Origin of the sequence: Pseudomonas yamanorum (genome assembly GCF_900105735.1) — a bacterium.
Classification (GTDB): Bacteria; Pseudomonadota; Gammaproteobacteria; order Pseudomonadales; family Pseudomonadaceae; genus Aquipseudomonas; species Aquipseudomonas yamanorum.
In genome coordinates this window covers 2,498,826-2,513,499 of the sequence record NZ_LT629793.1, presented here as the reverse complement: position 1 = coordinate 2,513,499, position 14,674 = coordinate 2,498,826, and the positions used below count along the sequence as shown (strand labels likewise).

Genomic DNA, 14,674 nt, shown 5'->3' with positions numbered 1-14,674 from the left:
GTGCTTACTCGCCAGACGCACTCGAAGCGTCGCCAGCGCTACGTTTGCGCTTGCTGCCACTGCTGCGGCGACGTTTTTTCGGGCCATCGCCGGTGGCTTCGCCTTTGCTGCTGAGCTCTTTGATCATCTCGCGGCGCTGGCTGTCGTTGGCGTCCTGGTAGTCGGTCCACCACTCGCCAAGGCCGTCGGTCTGCTCGCCGGCGCTTTCACGCAGCAGCAGGAAGTCATAGCCGGCACGGAAGCGCGGGTTGTCCAGCAACAGGTCGGCACGTTTGCCGCTGCGGCGTGGCAGGCGCTCCTGCATGTCCCAGATCTCACGGATCGGCATGGTGAAGCGTTTCGGGATGGCGATGCGCTGGCATTGCTCGGCGATCAGCTCGTGAGCAGCTTCCTGCATGGCTGGAATTGCCGGCATGCCACGGTCTTGCAGGCGCATGACGCGTTTCGGAAGCGCGGGCCACAACAGGGCGGCAAAGAGGAACGCCGGGGTGACCGGTTTGTTCTGCTTGATGCGCAGGTCGGTGTTAATCAAGGCTTCGCTGATCAGCGTGTGGGTGTAGGTCGGGTTGTACTCCAGTGCCTCGGCGCTGGCCGGGAACAATGGGTCGAACAACTGCAGGTCAACCAGCATTTCGAAGGTGTCGGCGGCATAGCCGGAGAGGAACAACTTGAGCACCTCTTCGAACAGGCGTGCCGACGGGATTTCCCGCAGCATCGGCGCCAGGTCGCGAATCGGTGCGGCCGTGTGCTTCTCGATCCCGAAGTTCAACTTGGCCGCGAAACGTACGGCCCGCAGCATGCGCACCGGGTCTTCCTGGTAGCGTTGCGTCGGATCGCCGATCAGGCGCAGCAGGTTGTTGCGAATGTCGTGCACGCCGTTGGCGTAATCGAGGATGCGCTCGCTGACTGGATCGTAATAGAGGGCATTGATGGTGAAATCGCGGCGTTGCGCGTCTTCTTCCAGGGTGCCGTAGACGTTGTCCCGCAGGATGCGTCCGCTTTCATTGCGGGAAGACTGGTTGGTGTCTTCTTCTTCATCGTTTTGTGGGTGGTTGGCGCGGAAGGTCGCGACCTCGATGATCTCGCGACCAAAGTGGATATGCACCAACTTGAAGCGCCGACCAATGATCCGCGCATTGCGGAATTCGGCACGCACTTGTTCCGGCGTGGCACTGGTGGCGACGTCGAAATCCTTGGGAGTGATGTTGAGCAACATGTCGCGCACGCAACCGCCAACCAGGTAAGCCTGGTAGCCGGCGTTCTGCAAACGTTCGACGATGTTCACCGCATAACGGCTGAACTGGGCGCGTTGCAGCGAATGCTGGCTGCTATTGAGCACTTCAGGCGTGCTGCGTTTGTGTTGCGTACGACGCAAGGGAGAACGGAATGACTGGAACAACTTCTTCAGCATGGGATGCACTGTTTGAAGGAATGTTCGGCCATAACGAAGAATGACCGCATGATGGGCCGGGATTCTAGCATTTAGTCAGGGGATGGTGTAGGAACTAGCTGCAAGGCTTGAGCCAGAAGCTTAAAAGAAGGGTGGCGAGTGCCAAATTGCGGAAACTACAAGGGGAGCCGAAGCTCCCCCAGAAGTAGTTGCGTGCTCTATTTTTATTATTGGTTTCGGGCTTCTTGTTTTTGTTGATCGCCCTCGCCATGAAGCTTCACCTTCATGACACTCCCAATCGGGAGCCAAGAGCAAACGGATTGCTTTGGTCGCTGTGTTGCTGATCTACGATCCAACCAGTTCAGGCTCTGCCTTAGGGCAGTTTTTGTTGTTCTCGGCCTGGTTGCGGGGCAAGCCCCAAATGCAACGCCTCTCCAAAAGAATCAGTTAGCTGCGCCTCCGCCGTGTTGTTTTTGTTATGCGTGAGTCGATTCGTCTTATTTTTATTGTCTTGTACATTTGCTTGTTATTGTTTTTGTACTAAGCATATAGCAGGGTGCGTGCCAACTTTTGCGAGGCCCAGCAAAATAAGGGGTTCGGAGCGCTTTCGGGTTTCTTGAAGGCGAAAAAAAGCCGGGGCTTCGTTACCGTAAGCCCCGGCTTTTGTTACGTGAAAAATCAGCGGTAACAGTTTTTTCACATCTGAAGGTGTTACCTGTGGGGCCACCCACTCAGCTTTCGCTGGCAACCCCGGTCTTGCGCCGCGGGATACCCAGGCGCTGGCGCCGTTCCCACAGGCATTTACGGCTGACGCCCAGTTTGCGCGCCAGTTCGGTCTCGGTCATATGGTCCTGGTGCTCGAGGACGAAGTGCTGGAAGTAATCCTCCAATGACAAATCTTCCGTCGGCTCATGGCTGTTGTTACTGCCACCCTGCTGAGGCGGCAGGCCGATAAAGTCATCGTCATCCAGGTCGCTGAGCTCGATATCGATCCCCAGCAGCTCGGCGGAAATTTCCGGGCTCTCCGACAGAATCACTGCGCGCTCTACAGCGTTCTCCAGCTCCCGCACGTTACCCGGCCAGGAATAGTGACGGATTGCCTGCTCGGCATCGGCGGCAAACTTCAGGTCGGTACGGTTGATTCGTGCACTTTGGCGGGCCAGGAAGGCCGTAGCGATCTCATTGACGTCGGCGCCACGCTCACGCAAAGCCGGCAGTTTGAGTGCGATCACGTGCAGGCGGTAATAAAGGTCTTCACGGAACTGGCCAATTTTGGCCAGGCTTTTCAGGTCACGGTGCGTGGCCGCGATCAGTCGTACGTCGACCTTTTGCGACTGTACCGAGCCGACGCGGCGGATTTCGCCTTCCTGGAGGACCCGCAGCAAGCGTGCCTGAGCTTCCAGTGGCAGTTCGCCAATCTCGTCGAGGAACAGCGTGCCACCGTCGGCAGCTTCAACCAAGCCCGCACGGCCAGCGCTGGCGCCGGTAAAGGCGCCTTTTTCATGGCCGAACAATTCGGATTCGATCAGGGATTCGGGGATCGCCGCGCAGTTCACCGAGATCATCGGTGCCTTGGCGCGCTTGGACAGGTTGTGCAGGGCGCGGGCCACCAGTTCTTTACCGGTGCCGGATTCGCCCTGAATCAATACATTGGAGTCAGTGGGCGCCACTTTGCGGATCTTGCTGTACAGGTCCTGCATCGGTGGGCAGGAGCCGATAATGCCGATTTCGCCATTACTGTTATCCACGCCGGGCTTTTCAGCGCCGTTGACGGCCTTGCCCGCTGCCGGGCGTTCAGCCGGTGTACTGCTGGCGGATTGACGGTCACGCAGGATGCGGGCCACGGCCTGGAGCATTTCGTCGTGGTCGAAAGGCTTGGCGATGTAGTCCACCGCGCCCATCTTCATCGAGTCCACTGCCGAGCGCAGGCTGGCGTAGCTGGTCATGATCAGCACCGGCGTGCCTTGGCCGAGCTTGATCAGCTCGGTGCCAGGGGCGCCGGGCAAACGCAGGTCACTGACGATCAGGTCGAACGTGGGAATACTGAAACGCTCTTGGGCTTCCTGCACCGAGCCGGCTTCGCTGACCTGGTACTGATTACGTTCAAGCAGGCGACGCAAGGCAGAGCGGATAATGGTTTCGTCTTCGACGATCAAAATGTGCGGCATTGATTCAACTCTCTCGACGGTCTCAGTTCACAGCGGACGTCGCTTCGACATGACGCGGCAAGGTCACCCGAATACGGGTGCCGCGTTGGCTTTCGGTGTCAGCCGGGCTGTCGATGGTGATTTGTCCATAATGCTCTTCAACGATGGAATAGACCAGTGCAAGGCCCAGACCGGTACCTTCACCCGGATCCTTGGTGGTGAAGAAGGGTTCGAACAATCGATCCATGATGTTCTGTGGAATGCCGCTGCCTTCGTCCTCCACGATCAGGTCGACCGTGTGCTCGAAAGCCTCGCTCTTGACCCGTACTGCACTGCCGGCCGGCGATGCATCACGGGCGTTGGACAACAGGTTGATCAGCACTTGGGCCAGGCGTTGTGAATCGCCGTCGACCCAGTGTTCCGGATCGCACAGGTTAAAGAACTGTACTTCGAAATTGCGCCGGTTCAAGGCCAGCAGCCCAATGGCATCCTGGGCCACTTCAGCCAGGCACACGGCCTCGTCGTGATTCTGGTGAGCGCCTGCGTGGGCAAAGCTCATCAGGGACTGCACAATGCGCGAAACACGCTTGGTCTGCTCCAGAATCTGCCCGCTGATCTCGATGATTTCGCCGTCTTCTTCGCGCTCTTCCCGCAGGTTTTGCGCAAGACAGGCGATACCGGTGATCGGGTTGCCGATTTCATGGGCCACACCGGCGGCCAGGCGCCCGATGCTGGCCAGTCGCTCAGAGTGCACCAGCTTGTCTTCGAGCATTTGGGTTTCGGTCAGGTCTTCTACCAGCAGCACCAGGCCGCTGTTGCCGGGCGCCAGTGGCTCATCGATGGCGGCCTTGTGCAGGTTGAGCCAGCGGGTCTGGCCGTCCAGCGCCAGGTGCTGTTTATGCAAGTGTTCGTCGGGCAGGTTGATGAAGCCCTGGAGCAATTCTTTCCACGGGTCGCCGATGGTATTCAGGCGTGAGCCCACCACGCGTTGGGCGGCGATGCCGGTGAGTTCTTCCATGGCCTTGTTCCACATCAGGATCTCTTGATCCTTGGCCAGGGAGCAGACGCCCATCGGTAACTCCTGCAGCGTCTGGCGGTGATAGCGGCGCAAGGCATCGAGTTCGGCGGCAAGGCCAGTGAGGCGCGAGTGGTAATCCTCCAGCCGGCTCTCGATGAAGTGGATGTCTTCGGTCACGTAGTTTTCGCCGCCGGCCTTGTACGGCAGGAAGGTCTCGACCATGTCCTGGGACACGCTCGGGCCCATCAAGCCGGACAGGTTGGCTTCGATGCGGTCCCGCAGACGGCGCAGCGCATAAGGTCGGCGTTCGTCGAACGGCAGGTAGAGATCGCGCAGGGCCTGCTCGACTTCCTTTTGCGCGGCCTTGGCGCCCAATGGCTTGGCCAATTGCGTGGCGAATTCCTGGGGTGAGGCGGCATGCAATTCGCGGCGTTGCGGGCGACGCACGTTATCCACAGCGCAGGCTTCGGCGGCGCTGGTTTCTTCCGGGCTGGCGTTGGTGAACAGCGAGAAGAGGGTGAACATCAGCACGTTGGCCGCCAGCGAGGCAATCGCCGCCATGTGCCAACTGGTGTCGTCTAACACGTAGATCATGTTCAACAGCGGGATGTAGAAGCCCTGCAAGTTGCCCACCAGCGGCAGCAGCATGGTCACGGTCCATACCAGGATCCCGGCCAGCAGCCCGGCGATAAAGCCTCGGCGGTTGGCAGTCGGCCAGTACAGCACCGACAACACCCCCGGCAGGAACTGCAAGGTGGCAACGAAGGCGACGATGCCCAGGTTGGCCAGGTCCTGCTCGGCACCCAGCAACAGGTAGAAGCCATAGCCGGCCATGATGATCGCGACGATCAGCGCGCGGCGGGTCCATTTCAGCCAGCGGTAGATATTGCCTTCGGCCGGTGGCTGGTAGAGTGGCAACACCAGGTGATTAAGCGCCATCCCCGACAGGGCGAGGGTGCTGACGATGATCAGCCCGCTGGAGGCTGACAAACCACCGACATAGGCCAGCAATGCCAGTGACTTGCTGTTGGCGGCAATGCCGACGCCCAGCGTGAAGTATTCGGGGTTGGTGGTGGCGCCCAGTTTCAGGCCCGCCCAGAGAATCAGCGGCACCGCCAGGCTCATCAGCAGCAGGAACAACGGCAAGCCCCAGCTGGCGCTGACCAGCGAACGTGGGTTGAGGTTTTCGGTGAAGGTCATGTGGTACATGTGCGGCATTACGATGGCCGAGGCGAAAAACACCAGCAGCAGCGTGCGCCATGGGCCTTCCTGCAATGGCGTGTGCAGCGCGGCCAGGGCGGTCTGGTTTTGCAGCAGCCACAGTTCCAGCTGTTGCGGGCCGTCGAATACCCCGTAGAGCGCATACAGGCCGACGCCGCCGATGGCGATCAGCTTGATCACCGATTCAAACGCGATCGCGAACACCAGCCCTTCATGTTTCTCACGGGTGGCGATGTGCCGTGAGCCGAAGAAAATCGTGAACAGGGTGATCAGCGCGCAGAAGCTCAAGGCCACGCGGTGTTGCACCGGCTCACGGGTGAGGATGCTGATGGAGTCGGCCACCGCCTGGATCTGCAACGCCAGTAACGGCAGCACGCCGATCAGCATGAAGATCGTGGTCAGCGCACCGGCCCAGGTGCTGCGGAAGCGGAACGCAAACAGGTCGGCCAGGGACGACAGCTGATAGGTGCGGGTGATTTTCAGGATCGGATACAACAGCACCGGCGCCAGCAAGAACGCCCCGGACACCCCGAGATAACTCGAAAGAAAGCCGTATCCATACTGATAGGCCAGGCCCACCGTGCCATAGAACGCCCAGGCGCTGGCATACACGCCCAGGGACAAGGTGTAGGTCAACGGATGGCGAATGATCGCCCGCGGAATCATTCCACGTTCACTGATCCAGGCTACCCCGAACAGCGCGGCCAGGTAGGCGGCGCTGATCAGCAGCATCTCGGTCAGGCTAAAGCTCATCGGCATCTTTTTGGCTCTGCAGGATGAAAGTCACGACGATCAGAATCAGCCAAAGCAGATAGGGCCGGTACCAGGCGCCTGTGGCGTCGATCCACCAATCCATGATGGCAGGAGAAAACAGGTAGATCCCGACGACCAAAAGCAGGACCAATCGATAGATGTACATGTTGGCCTCTGATTGAAAAACTGCGGCGATGGTAACGGATGGCTCGCAAGCTGCAAGCGCCTTCAGCGCAATTGCGCTTCGGCCAGCGTGAGTGTGCGCGGGATCTGTGGAGCATCCCAGTGCGCAATGCCCCAATCCAGCAGTTCCCGTGGGCTGGCGTGGTTCAGTTCGTCGCCCGCTGGCTGGCCCAGGGCGCGCAGTGCTCTTAACAGCAAAGGCGTGGCCTGGTCTGTGGTCAAGGGGGGGGAACGGTAGGATTTGCCCAGCTTGTTACCGTCCGGCTGGATGATCAGCGGCACATGCAGGTAACGCGGTTGGGGCAGGCCCAGCAGTTCCTGCAGATACAGTTGGCGCGGCGTGGAGTCGAGCAGGTCGGCGCCACGCACGATGTCGGTCACACCTTGCCAGGCGTCATCGAGCACCACTGCCAGTTGGTAGGCATAAAGTCCGTCGCGGCGGCGGATAACGAAGTCGCCTACATCACGACCCAGATGCTGTCGGAATTCGCCTTGTACACGGTCGGTAAAGTGGTACTCCAGCTCCGGCACCCGCAGGCGAATGGCGGCATCTTGCTGATCGTGGCCGGCATTGCGGCATAGTCCTGGATAAATCCCGTTGTAGGGTTCCAGTTGCTTGCGTGAGCAGGTACAGGCGTAGGCCAGGCCGTGATTGAACAGACGGTTGAGCACTTCGGCGTAGGCATCGTGCCGTTCGCTTTGTCGGACCAATTCCCCGTCCCATTCGAAGCCGTAGCGTTCCAGGGCATTGAGGATTGCGGCCTGGGCGCCGGGCTCTTCCCGTGGCGGATCGAGGTCTTCCATGCGCATCAGCCAGCGGCCTTGATTGGCACGGGCGTCGAGGTAGGAGGCGAGGGCAGCGACCAGGGAACCGAAATGCAGGTGTCCGCTGGGCGTGGGGGCGAAACGCCCGATATAGGAGGAGGCAGTCATGGGGCGGATATTACTGGAAAACCAGCAAACGCCAGAAACAAAAATGGAGCGTTCGCACGCCCCATTTGTACAGCCCGGCGATGGTTACTTGCCGACCTGTTTTTCCTTGATTTCAGCCAAGGTCTTGCAGTCTACGCACAAGTCGGCGGTAGGACGCGCTTCCAGGCGGCGAATACCAATCTCGACGCCGCAGGACTCGCACCAGCCATACTCTTCGTCTTCGATGAGTTGCAGGGTCTTGTCGATTTTCTTGATCAGCTTGCGCTCGCGATCACGGGCGCGCAGTTCAAGGGCGAACTCTTCTTCCTGGCTGGCACGGTCTGCCGGGTCCGGGAAGTTGGCCGCTTCGTCCTTCATATGGTCAACGGTACGGTCAACCTCTTGCATCAAGTCCTGTTTCCACTGCTTCAGGATCTTGGAGAAGTGTTCGCGCATGGGCTTGCCCATGTATTCCTCACCCTTCGATTCGACGTAGGGTTGGAAGCCGCTGATGCTCTGTTGCTTTGCTTGGGTGGGCATGAATGGACCGCCTCTCACTCTTCTAATCCATTGCGCAGGATTGCAACATCACCGACACCTGCCGGCCCTGCGGCTGCAAGCGGGCGAACTTACCAGATAGATTCGGGGTGCGCCACTCCCGGTTGTCGAGGCACCGTCTCCTGAGGGTTGCAAACCGCCGCAGGCCCCAACAGGGCGGGCTTGTACGGTCTCGAATGTTGATTTTAGCTGTTTTGCAGGTAGTTGCTCGCCGTGCTTGCTACATGTCTTCGGGCAATAGAGCAGGTTTTGCGCGGCGGGTTGGGTAGAATCGGGGTTTGTCCTCACAGTTAAGGAAGGCTAATGGCTCAGCCCTACAGTGCGCGCAGTCGCGCTATCGAACCTTTCCATGTCATGGCGTTGCTGGCGCGGGCCAATGAATTGCAGGCCGCCGGTCACGACGTGATTCACCTGGAAATCGGCGAGCCGGACTTCACCACCGCCGAGCCGATCATCAAGGCCGGACAGGCGGCGCTGGCCAATGGCAAGACCCGTTATACCGCGGCCCGCGGGTTGCCGGAGTTGCGTGAGGCTATCAGCGGTTTCTACCAGCAGCGTTACGGGCTTGGCATCGATCCTGAACGCATTCTGATTACCCCCGGCGGTTCCGGTGCCCTGCTGCTGGCGAGCAGTTTGCTGGTGGACCCCGGTAAGCATTGGCTGCTGGCAGACCCCGGTTACCCGTGCAACCGCCACTTCCTGCGACTGGTGGAAGGCGCGGCGCAGTTGGTCCCGGTCGGCCCCGACGTGCGTTATCAACTGACCGCCGACCTGGTGGCTCGTCACTGGGATCAGGACAGCGTGGGCGCGTTGGTTGCTTCGCCCGCCAACCCTACCGGCACCATCCTGACGCGCGATGAGTTGGCAGGGCTGTCAAGCGCCATCAAGGCGCGCAACGGGCATTTGGTGGTGGATGAAATCTATCACGGCCTGACCTACGGCACCGATGCCGCCAGCGTGCTGGAAGTCGACGATGAAGCCTTCGTTCTAAATAGTTTTTCGAAGTATTTCGGAATGACCGGCTGGCGCCTGGGTTGGCTGGTGGCACCACCGGCGGCCGTGGGTGAATTGGAGAAGTTGGCGCAGAATCTCTACATCAGCGCACCGAGCATGGCACAGCATGCGGCCCTGGCCTGCTTTACCCCGGAAACATTGAATATTCTTGAGGATCGCCGGGCCGAGTTTGGCCGTCGTCGCGACTTCCTGCTGCCAGCCCTGCGGGAGCTCGGCTTCGGCATCGCTGTCGAGCCGGAAGGTGCGTTCTACTTGTACGCCGATATCAGCAAATTCGGCGGCGATGCCTTCGCCTTCTGCCGACACTTCCTCGAAACCGAGCATGTTGCGTTCACTCCAGGCCTGGATTTCGGTCGCTATCAAGCCGGTCACCATGTGCGTTTTGCCTACACGCAAAACCTTGATCGCCTACAGGAAGCCGTCGAGCGGATTGCCCGTGGCTTGCGGAGTTGGCAAGGCTGATGCGCTTTAATCCTCCCCTCGAAGAAGGCCGGCTGATCCGCCGCTACAAGCGTTTTCTCGCCGATATCGAAACCGTTACCGGCGAGTTCCTGACCATTCACTGCCCGAACACCGGCTCGATGTTCAACTGCATGCTGGAAGGTGGTCAAGTCTGGTTCAGCCGCTCCAATGACCCCAAGCGCAAGCTGCCCGGTACTTGGGAAATCAGCGAAACCCCGCAAGGGCGCCTGGCGTGTGTGAATACCGCGCGGGCCAATCAGTTGGTGGAAGAGGCGCTGCGGGCCGGGGTTATCACGGAACTCAATGGTTTTACCGCGTTGAAGCGTGAAGTGGCCTACGGTCAGGAAAACAGTCGGATCGATTTCCGTCTGGATTACCCAGCGGGCCCGGCGTATGTCGAAGTCAAAAGCGTCACCCTCGGTTTTGACGGGACCTCGACGGCGGCATTCCCCGATGCAGTGACCCAGCGCGGGGCCAAGCATTTGCGGGAGTTGGCGCATCTGGCGCGTGAGGGTGTGCGGGCGGTGCAGTTGTACTGCGTCAACCTCTCGGGGATCGATGCGGTGCGTCCTGCCGAAGAAATTGATGCCGGTTATGCGGCCGCGTTGCGTGAGGCCAAAGCGGCGGGCGTCGAGGTGTTGGCCTATGGCGTGAGGGTGACGTCAGAGGAAATCTGCGTCGAGCGTCGCCTGGAAGTATTGCTCGGCGGTTAGATTTCTACCCAAAGACCCTGTTCGTCCTCGCGGCCGGGCAGGGCTGTCAGGCTCTGGCCGGCACAAGGCCCGGCGACGCACTCTCCGCTTTCGATCAGGAACAGCGCGCCATGGGTGGCGCAGTGGATCAGGCTGGCGCTGGGGTCTAGAAACTGGTGCGGCTGCCATTCCAGCGGCACCCCGCGATGTGGGCAGCGGTTGATATAGAAGTAGGCAATGCCTTCGCGACGCACGGCAAACAGCTTGCGGCCGTCGATATCGAAACCGAGACTGGCGTTGGGTGCGAGTTCGCTCGAGGTGCAGAGAAACTTCATGTCGATCCTTAAGTACCGTCGTTGGCGGGCTGCAAGGCTATCCTGATTTTACCGAAGAGCCCGGCGCTTGACGTGCAAATGCAAATAATTATCAAATGCCGGCTTCGCCCGTTAGCTGACTGGGCGCTCTGTACGATGTCAGGCAGCCTTGATCTGTCACATTGCGAGTGTTTCAGCGGGCTCACCCCTTGGAAGGAAACCCTTTTATGCGCCTGAGTGCCAGTGCTATCGCGCTCGTTGTCGGACTGCTGGTCAACGCTGGGGCCCAGGCCTCTGAACTGCCACAACGCTGGGTCAGTGCTGGTGGTGCGTTGTCGGAATGGGTGACGGCCCTGGGCGGTGAGTCAAAGTTGGTGGGCGTGGATACCACCAGCCAGCATCCGGAATCCCTCAAGGCGTTGCCGAGCATTGGTTACCAGCGGCAGTTGTCGGCGGAAGGCATTCTGAGCCTGCGTCCGCAGATCCTGGTGGGCACCGAGGAAATGGGCCCGCCGCCGGTGCTGGCGCAAATCCGCAACGCCGGTGTGAAAGTGGAGCTATTTTCGGCTGAGCCGGATTTGCCGACCCTGCAAGGCAACCTTCAGCATCTGGGCAAGTTGCTGGGCAGCGAAGCGAAGGCTGCCGAGCTGTTCAGCGACTATCAACAACAACTTGATCAACAAAAGAACTGGGTGACCAAGGCCCAATCCACACAAAAGGCACCCGGCGTCTTGTTGTTGCTGGGACATGCCGGCGGAAAACCGCTGATCGCCGGCAAAGACACGGCGGCTGACTGGATGTTGCAGCAGGCCGGCGGCCATAACCTGGCGACCCACAAGGGTTACAAACCTTTTTCCGTCGAGTCACTGGCGGGGCTCAATCCTGAGGTGCTGGTGTTTGCCGATCGCGCCTTGACCGGGGATGCGGCCCGCGCCGCGTTGTTCAAGGAAAATCCGATCCTGGCTTCGACGCCAGCAGCCAAGAATGGACGCGTCTATGAGCTGGACCCGACGCTGCTGGTTGGTGGGCTTGGGCCGCGCTTGCCGCAAAGCCTGGTGAAGCTGTCTGCCGGGTTCTATCCGTCTCAGGCTAATACCGCCCCATGACCACTCTGGTTAAACCGCGAACCCTGTTTATGGGCTTGAGTCTGCTGTGTGTATTGGCGATCTGGTTGTCATTGGCCCTGGGGCCGGTGAGTTTGCCGTTGATGGACACACTGCGGGCAGCCTTACGCTTGATGGGTGTGCCAATCGAGGCCCAAGGCCTGGAGCAGGCGGAGTTGATCCTCGGGCAGATTCGCCTGCCGCGTACGTTGCTGGGCCTGGCCGTCGGCGGGGTTCTGGCACTTTCCGGCGTCGCAATGCAGGGGCTGTTTCGCAACCCCTTGGCTGATCCCGGGTTGGTCGGGGTGTCCAGCGGTGCGGCGTTGGGCGCGGCGATTGCGATTGTCGGTGGTTCGTTTTTTGGTGGTTTGCCAGACGTCCTCGGGCCTTATCTGCTGTCGTTGTGTGCCTTCCTCGGGGGGTTGGGGGTAACAGCGCTGGTCTATCGCCTGGGTCGACGCAACGGCCAAACCAATGTCGCGACCATGTTGCTGGCGGGGATCGCCCTGACGGCGCTCGCCAGTTCGGCGGTGGGCCTTTTCACCTACCTGGCGGATGACGCCACCTTGCGCACCCTGACGTTCTGGAACCTGGGCAGCCTGAATGGCGCCAGCTACTCGCGGTTATGGCCGCTGCTGCTGGTCAGCGCTGGCGTCGCCCTTTGGCTGCCGCGGCGGGCCAAGGCGCTGAATGCACTCCTGTTGGGTGAGTCGGAAGCCAGCCACTTGGGCATTGATGTTGAAGGCCTCAAGCGCGAGCTGGTGTTCTGCACTGCATTGGGGGTAGGCGCGGCGGTGGCAGCGGCGGGGATGATTGGCTTTGTCGGGCTGGTGGTGCCGCATCTGGTGCGCCTGCTGGCGGGGCCGGATCATCGGGTGCTGCTGCCAGCCTCAGTGCTCGCGGGGGCGAGTTTGCTGTTGTTTGCCGATCTGGTAGCGCGACTGGCCTTGGCGCCGGCGGAATTGCCGATCGGCATTGTTACCGCGTTTATCGGTGCGCCGTTTTTTCTCTACCTGTTGTTACGAGGGCGCGCCTGATGCTGCGAGTAGAAGACCTGCAGGTCCGCCGTGGGCGCAAAACCGTGTTGGCGGACGTCACCCTGGACCTGCTGCCAGGTGAAGTGCTTGGCGTGTTGGGCCCCAACGGTGTGGGGAAAAGTACGTTGCTCGGTGCGTTATGTGGTGAGTTGCAGCCCGACGAAGGCCGTGTGTGGCTGGATGAGCGTGAGTTGAAAGACTGGGGCGGAGCGCAGCGTGCCCAGCGCCTTGCGGTATTGCCGCAGACCTCAACCCTGGACTTTGCCTTTCGCGTCGAAGAGGTTGTGGGCATGGGGCGCTTGCCTCATCAGACTGGCCGGGTGCGTGACGATGAAATCATCAATGCTGCCTTGCAGGCTGCCGACGTCGGCCACTTGAGCGGGCGCAGTTACCTGGCATTGTCGGGCGGCGAGCGTCAGCGTGTGCACCTCGCGCGGGTGCTGGCGCAGCTATGGCCGGGTGAGGCGGGGCAGACCTTGTTGCTGGATGAGCCGACGTCAATGCTTGATCCGCTGCATCAGCACACGACCTTGCAGGCGATCCGCAGCTTTGCCGACCGGGGTGCTGCGGTGCTGGTGATCCTTCACGACTTGAACCTGGCGGCGCGCTACTGTGATCGTATCCTGTTGCTGGAGGATGGTCGGCCCCATGCGTTGGATACACCGGCACAAGTGTTCCGGCCTGAGCCACTGAAGGCGGTATTTGGGCTGGATGTGTTGGTGCAGCCGCATCCGGAGCGCGGCCATCCGTTGATCATTGCACGCTGAAAATCGCCGCAGCTTTTTATGGGCAAAAAAAGACCCGGCAGAGCCGGGTCAAATAACCGTGATTAGCCTGATGAGGAGATAATCTGAGAGTCCGAACCAATGGTCTTTCAGTTATCGGCTGATCTCGCGACCAGCTGTGATAATCATAACGATTCTCATTTGAGAGTCAACATTTGTTTTTGCGCCTCTTCAAATTTCCTCAAGCATTTGTTTGGAATCCCTGGAAACGTGAGTGCAGGTTGCCGTCTCAATTCTTTTGGCGTGCCGAAAGAGCGTCCAGCTGACGGTTTAAAGCTTCCTTGCGTTCAACGGGAATGTCATTCCAGTGCACATCCATCAGCGCGCCTTCAATGGCATACAACAACACTTTGGATGCCCTGAAACCGCGGGTGCGTACGGCACGGTACGCGTCGACTGCCCCCAGGCGGCGTAGGTCGGACGCACTGTGGATGCCCACCGCATGCAGCCATTGCGCCGACGTCTTGCCAAGGTTTTTCAGGTGTTGCAGCTCATCATTCATCAAGCCTCCTTGCGACGGCCGAATGGTTCGGTGGGTATCGTGACCAGGCAAGCCTGAAAGGAGTGTAGCGCTCAGTAGGAAAAGCGTAGTTCTTTGGTCGGCAACGACCTAAAAGCTTCTAAGGCAGGCGGGGGATTTTGGCGTAGGAAAGGGTGAAGCCCCCGGTACGCCTTGTGCGTAGCCGGGAGGCGATGCAGCGGTTTTACCGTGTGCGGTAGCGCAAGCGCGTACCGAAATTGACGGACATCAGTATCTCGTCAGCGCTCAACTCAGGTGGGAAATAGGTGCCGGAGATCTGGGCATGCGCCAGGCTCGCGCCTTCCAGTGGGCTGTCACGTAAATCCAGGCCACGCAAGTCGGCGGAACGGAAATAAGCGTCGGTGAAATCCACGCCTTCGGCATTCAGGTCGCGCAGGTCCAGGCCGCGAAAGTCGCCACCGCGCATATCGATGGTGCCGTCTTTCGGGCGCTCCTGGTTGAAGCCGCGGATGTCATCTTTATGCAGAAGCGCGTACAGCGGGGTATCAAGTAGCTTCGGATGGCTCACAATGGCGACTCCCGTGTTGGAATTATGACGCCATTA

The 14,674-nt window shown here is 60.0% G+C and carries 14 protein-coding genes; 5 read left to right on the top strand and 9 right to left on the bottom strand.

Annotated features, from left to right (window positions below):
- Positions 1 to 4 precede the first annotated feature (4 nt).
- The 6 genes from BLU46_RS12125 to dksA form a co-directional block, all read right to left on the bottom strand.
- Entirely contained in the window at positions 5 to 1,411 is a 1,407-nt protein-coding gene (locus tag BLU46_RS12125) for a polynucleotide adenylyltransferase PcnB (protein ID WP_010174368.1), read from the bottom strand.
- Positions 1,412 to 2,121: 710 nt separating this feature from the next.
- Positions 2,122 to 3,558: a sigma-54-dependent transcriptional regulator gene (locus BLU46_RS12120; RefSeq protein WP_063033203.1), complete on the bottom strand. Its 1,437-nt coding sequence runs from the start codon at positions 3,556 to 3,558 to the stop codon at positions 2,122 to 2,124.
- A 22-nt stretch (positions 3,559 to 3,580) separates the two neighbouring features.
- Entirely contained in the window at positions 3,581 to 6,535 is a 2,955-nt protein-coding gene (locus BLU46_RS12115) for a sensor histidine kinase (RefSeq protein ID WP_167410169.1), read from the bottom strand.
- Entirely contained in the window at positions 6,519 to 6,695 is a 177-nt protein-coding gene (locus BLU46_RS12110) for a hypothetical protein (protein ID WP_003176118.1), read from the bottom strand. The genes BLU46_RS12115 and BLU46_RS12110 overlap by 17 nt, the downstream gene beginning before the upstream one ends.
- A gap of 62 nt (positions 6,696 to 6,757) precedes the next feature.
- Positions 6,758 to 7,645 (bottom strand): tRNA glutamyl-Q(34) synthetase GluQRS, encoded by an 888-nt coding sequence (gene gluQRS, locus BLU46_RS12105; RefSeq protein ID WP_017478581.1) that lies wholly within the window; start codon positions 7,643 to 7,645, stop codon positions 6,758 to 6,760.
- 84 nt (positions 7,646 to 7,729) lie between these two features.
- Positions 7,730 to 8,164 (bottom strand): RNA polymerase-binding protein DksA, encoded by a 435-nt coding sequence (gene dksA, locus BLU46_RS12100; RefSeq protein WP_010174401.1) that lies wholly within the window; start codon positions 8,162 to 8,164, stop codon positions 7,730 to 7,732.
- A 321-nt stretch (positions 8,165 to 8,485) separates the two neighbouring features.
- Here dksA and BLU46_RS12095 point away from each other — a divergent pair, with 321 nt between their 5' ends.
- Together BLU46_RS12095 and sfsA are read left to right on the top strand one after the other, a co-directional pair.
- On the top strand, positions 8,486 to 9,658 hold the full coding sequence (locus BLU46_RS12095) for a pyridoxal phosphate-dependent aminotransferase (RefSeq protein ID WP_063033200.1): 1,173 nt from the start codon (positions 8,486 to 8,488) through the stop codon (positions 9,656 to 9,658).
- Complete coding sequence (gene sfsA, locus BLU46_RS12090) at positions 9,658 to 10,371, top strand: DNA/RNA nuclease SfsA (protein ID WP_063033199.1); 714 nt, start codon at positions 9,658 to 9,660, stop codon at positions 10,369 to 10,371. The genes BLU46_RS12095 and sfsA overlap by 1 nt, the downstream gene beginning before the upstream one ends.
- Here the strand turns inward: sfsA and BLU46_RS12085 are convergent.
- Positions 10,368 to 10,685, bottom strand: a complete 318-nt coding sequence (locus tag BLU46_RS12085) for a Rieske (2Fe-2S) protein (protein WP_063033198.1) — start codon at positions 10,683 to 10,685, stop codon at positions 10,368 to 10,370. The genes sfsA and BLU46_RS12085 overlap by 4 nt on opposite strands.
- A 206-nt stretch (positions 10,686 to 10,891) precedes the next feature.
- Between BLU46_RS12085 and BLU46_RS12080 the strand changes: the two genes are divergently transcribed.
- Genes BLU46_RS12080 through BLU46_RS12070 form a run of 3 tightly spaced genes read left to right on the top strand, consistent with a single transcriptional unit; the run spans position 10,892 to position 13,571 of the window.
- Entirely contained in the window at positions 10,892 to 11,770 is an 879-nt protein-coding gene (locus BLU46_RS12080) for a heme/hemin ABC transporter substrate-binding protein (protein ID WP_063033197.1), read from the top strand.
- On the top strand, positions 11,767 to 12,804 hold the full coding sequence (locus BLU46_RS12075) for a FecCD family ABC transporter permease (protein WP_093201971.1): 1,038 nt from the start codon (positions 11,767 to 11,769) through the stop codon (positions 12,802 to 12,804). Before BLU46_RS12080 ends, BLU46_RS12075 begins: the two co-directional genes overlap by 4 nt.
- Complete coding sequence (locus BLU46_RS12070; RefSeq protein ID WP_093201967.1) at positions 12,804 to 13,571, top strand: heme ABC transporter ATP-binding protein; 768 nt, start codon at positions 12,804 to 12,806, stop codon at positions 13,569 to 13,571. Before BLU46_RS12075 ends, BLU46_RS12070 begins: the two co-directional genes overlap by 1 nt.
- A gap of 247 nt (positions 13,572 to 13,818) precedes the next feature.
- Here BLU46_RS12070 and BLU46_RS12065 read toward each other — a convergent pair whose 3' ends face one another.
- Both BLU46_RS12065 and BLU46_RS12060 read right to left on the bottom strand, forming a co-directional pair.
- Complete coding sequence (locus BLU46_RS12065) at positions 13,819 to 14,091, bottom strand: TfoX/Sxy family protein (protein WP_010174414.1); 273 nt, start codon at positions 14,089 to 14,091, stop codon at positions 13,819 to 13,821.
- 202 nt (positions 14,092 to 14,293) lie between these two features.
- Positions 14,294 to 14,638 carry a pentapeptide repeat-containing protein gene (locus BLU46_RS12060; RefSeq protein WP_017478588.1) on the bottom strand — a complete coding sequence of 115 codons (345 nt, stop codon included), beginning with the start codon at positions 14,636 to 14,638 and terminating at the stop codon, positions 14,294 to 14,296.
- Positions 14,639 to 14,674 lie beyond the last annotated feature (36 nt).

What these genes read in the sequence shown, in the direction of transcription:
- BLU46_RS12070 (WP_093201967.1), top strand. Translation starts at nt 12,804, where the DNA reads ATGCTGCGAGTAGAAGACCTGCAGGTCCGCCGTGGGCGCAAAACCGTG.
- BLU46_RS12080 (WP_063033197.1), top strand. Translation starts at nt 10,892, where the DNA reads ATGCGCCTGAGTGCCAGTGCTATCGCGCTCGTTGTCGGACTGCTGGTC.
- BLU46_RS12120 (WP_063033203.1), bottom strand. Translation starts at nt 3,558, where the DNA reads ATGCCGCACATTTTGATCGTCGAAGACGAAACCATTATCCGCTCTGCC.
- BLU46_RS12085 (WP_063033198.1), bottom strand. Translation starts at nt 10,685, where the DNA reads ATGAAGTTTCTCTGCACCTCGAGCGAACTCGCACCCAACGCCAGTCTC.
- BLU46_RS12065 (WP_010174414.1), bottom strand. Translation starts at nt 14,091, where the DNA reads ATGAATGATGAGCTGCAACACCTGAAAAACCTTGGCAAGACGTCGGCG.
- dksA (WP_010174401.1), bottom strand. Translation starts at nt 8,164, where the DNA reads ATGCCCACCCAAGCAAAGCAACAGAGCATCAGCGGCTTCCAACCCTAC.
- BLU46_RS12095 (WP_063033200.1), top strand. Translation starts at nt 8,486, where the DNA reads ATGGCTCAGCCCTACAGTGCGCGCAGTCGCGCTATCGAACCTTTCCAT.
- gluQRS (WP_017478581.1), bottom strand. Translation starts at nt 7,645, where the DNA reads ATGACTGCCTCCTCCTATATCGGGCGTTTCGCCCCCACGCCCAGCGGA.
- BLU46_RS12115 (WP_167410169.1), bottom strand. Translation starts at nt 6,535, where the DNA reads ATGCCGATGAGCTTTAGCCTGACCGAGATGCTGCTGATCAGCGCCGCC.
- BLU46_RS12125 (WP_010174368.1), bottom strand. Translation starts at nt 1,411, where the DNA reads ATGCTGAAGAAGTTGTTCCAGTCATTCCGTTCTCCCTTGCGTCGTACG.
- sfsA (WP_063033199.1), top strand. Translation starts at nt 9,658, where the DNA reads ATGCGCTTTAATCCTCCCCTCGAAGAAGGCCGGCTGATCCGCCGCTAC.
- BLU46_RS12075 (WP_093201971.1), top strand. Translation starts at nt 11,767, where the DNA reads ATGACCACTCTGGTTAAACCGCGAACCCTGTTTATGGGCTTGAGTCTG.
- BLU46_RS12110 (WP_003176118.1), bottom strand. Translation starts at nt 6,695, where the DNA reads ATGTACATCTATCGATTGGTCCTGCTTTTGGTCGTCGGGATCTACCTG.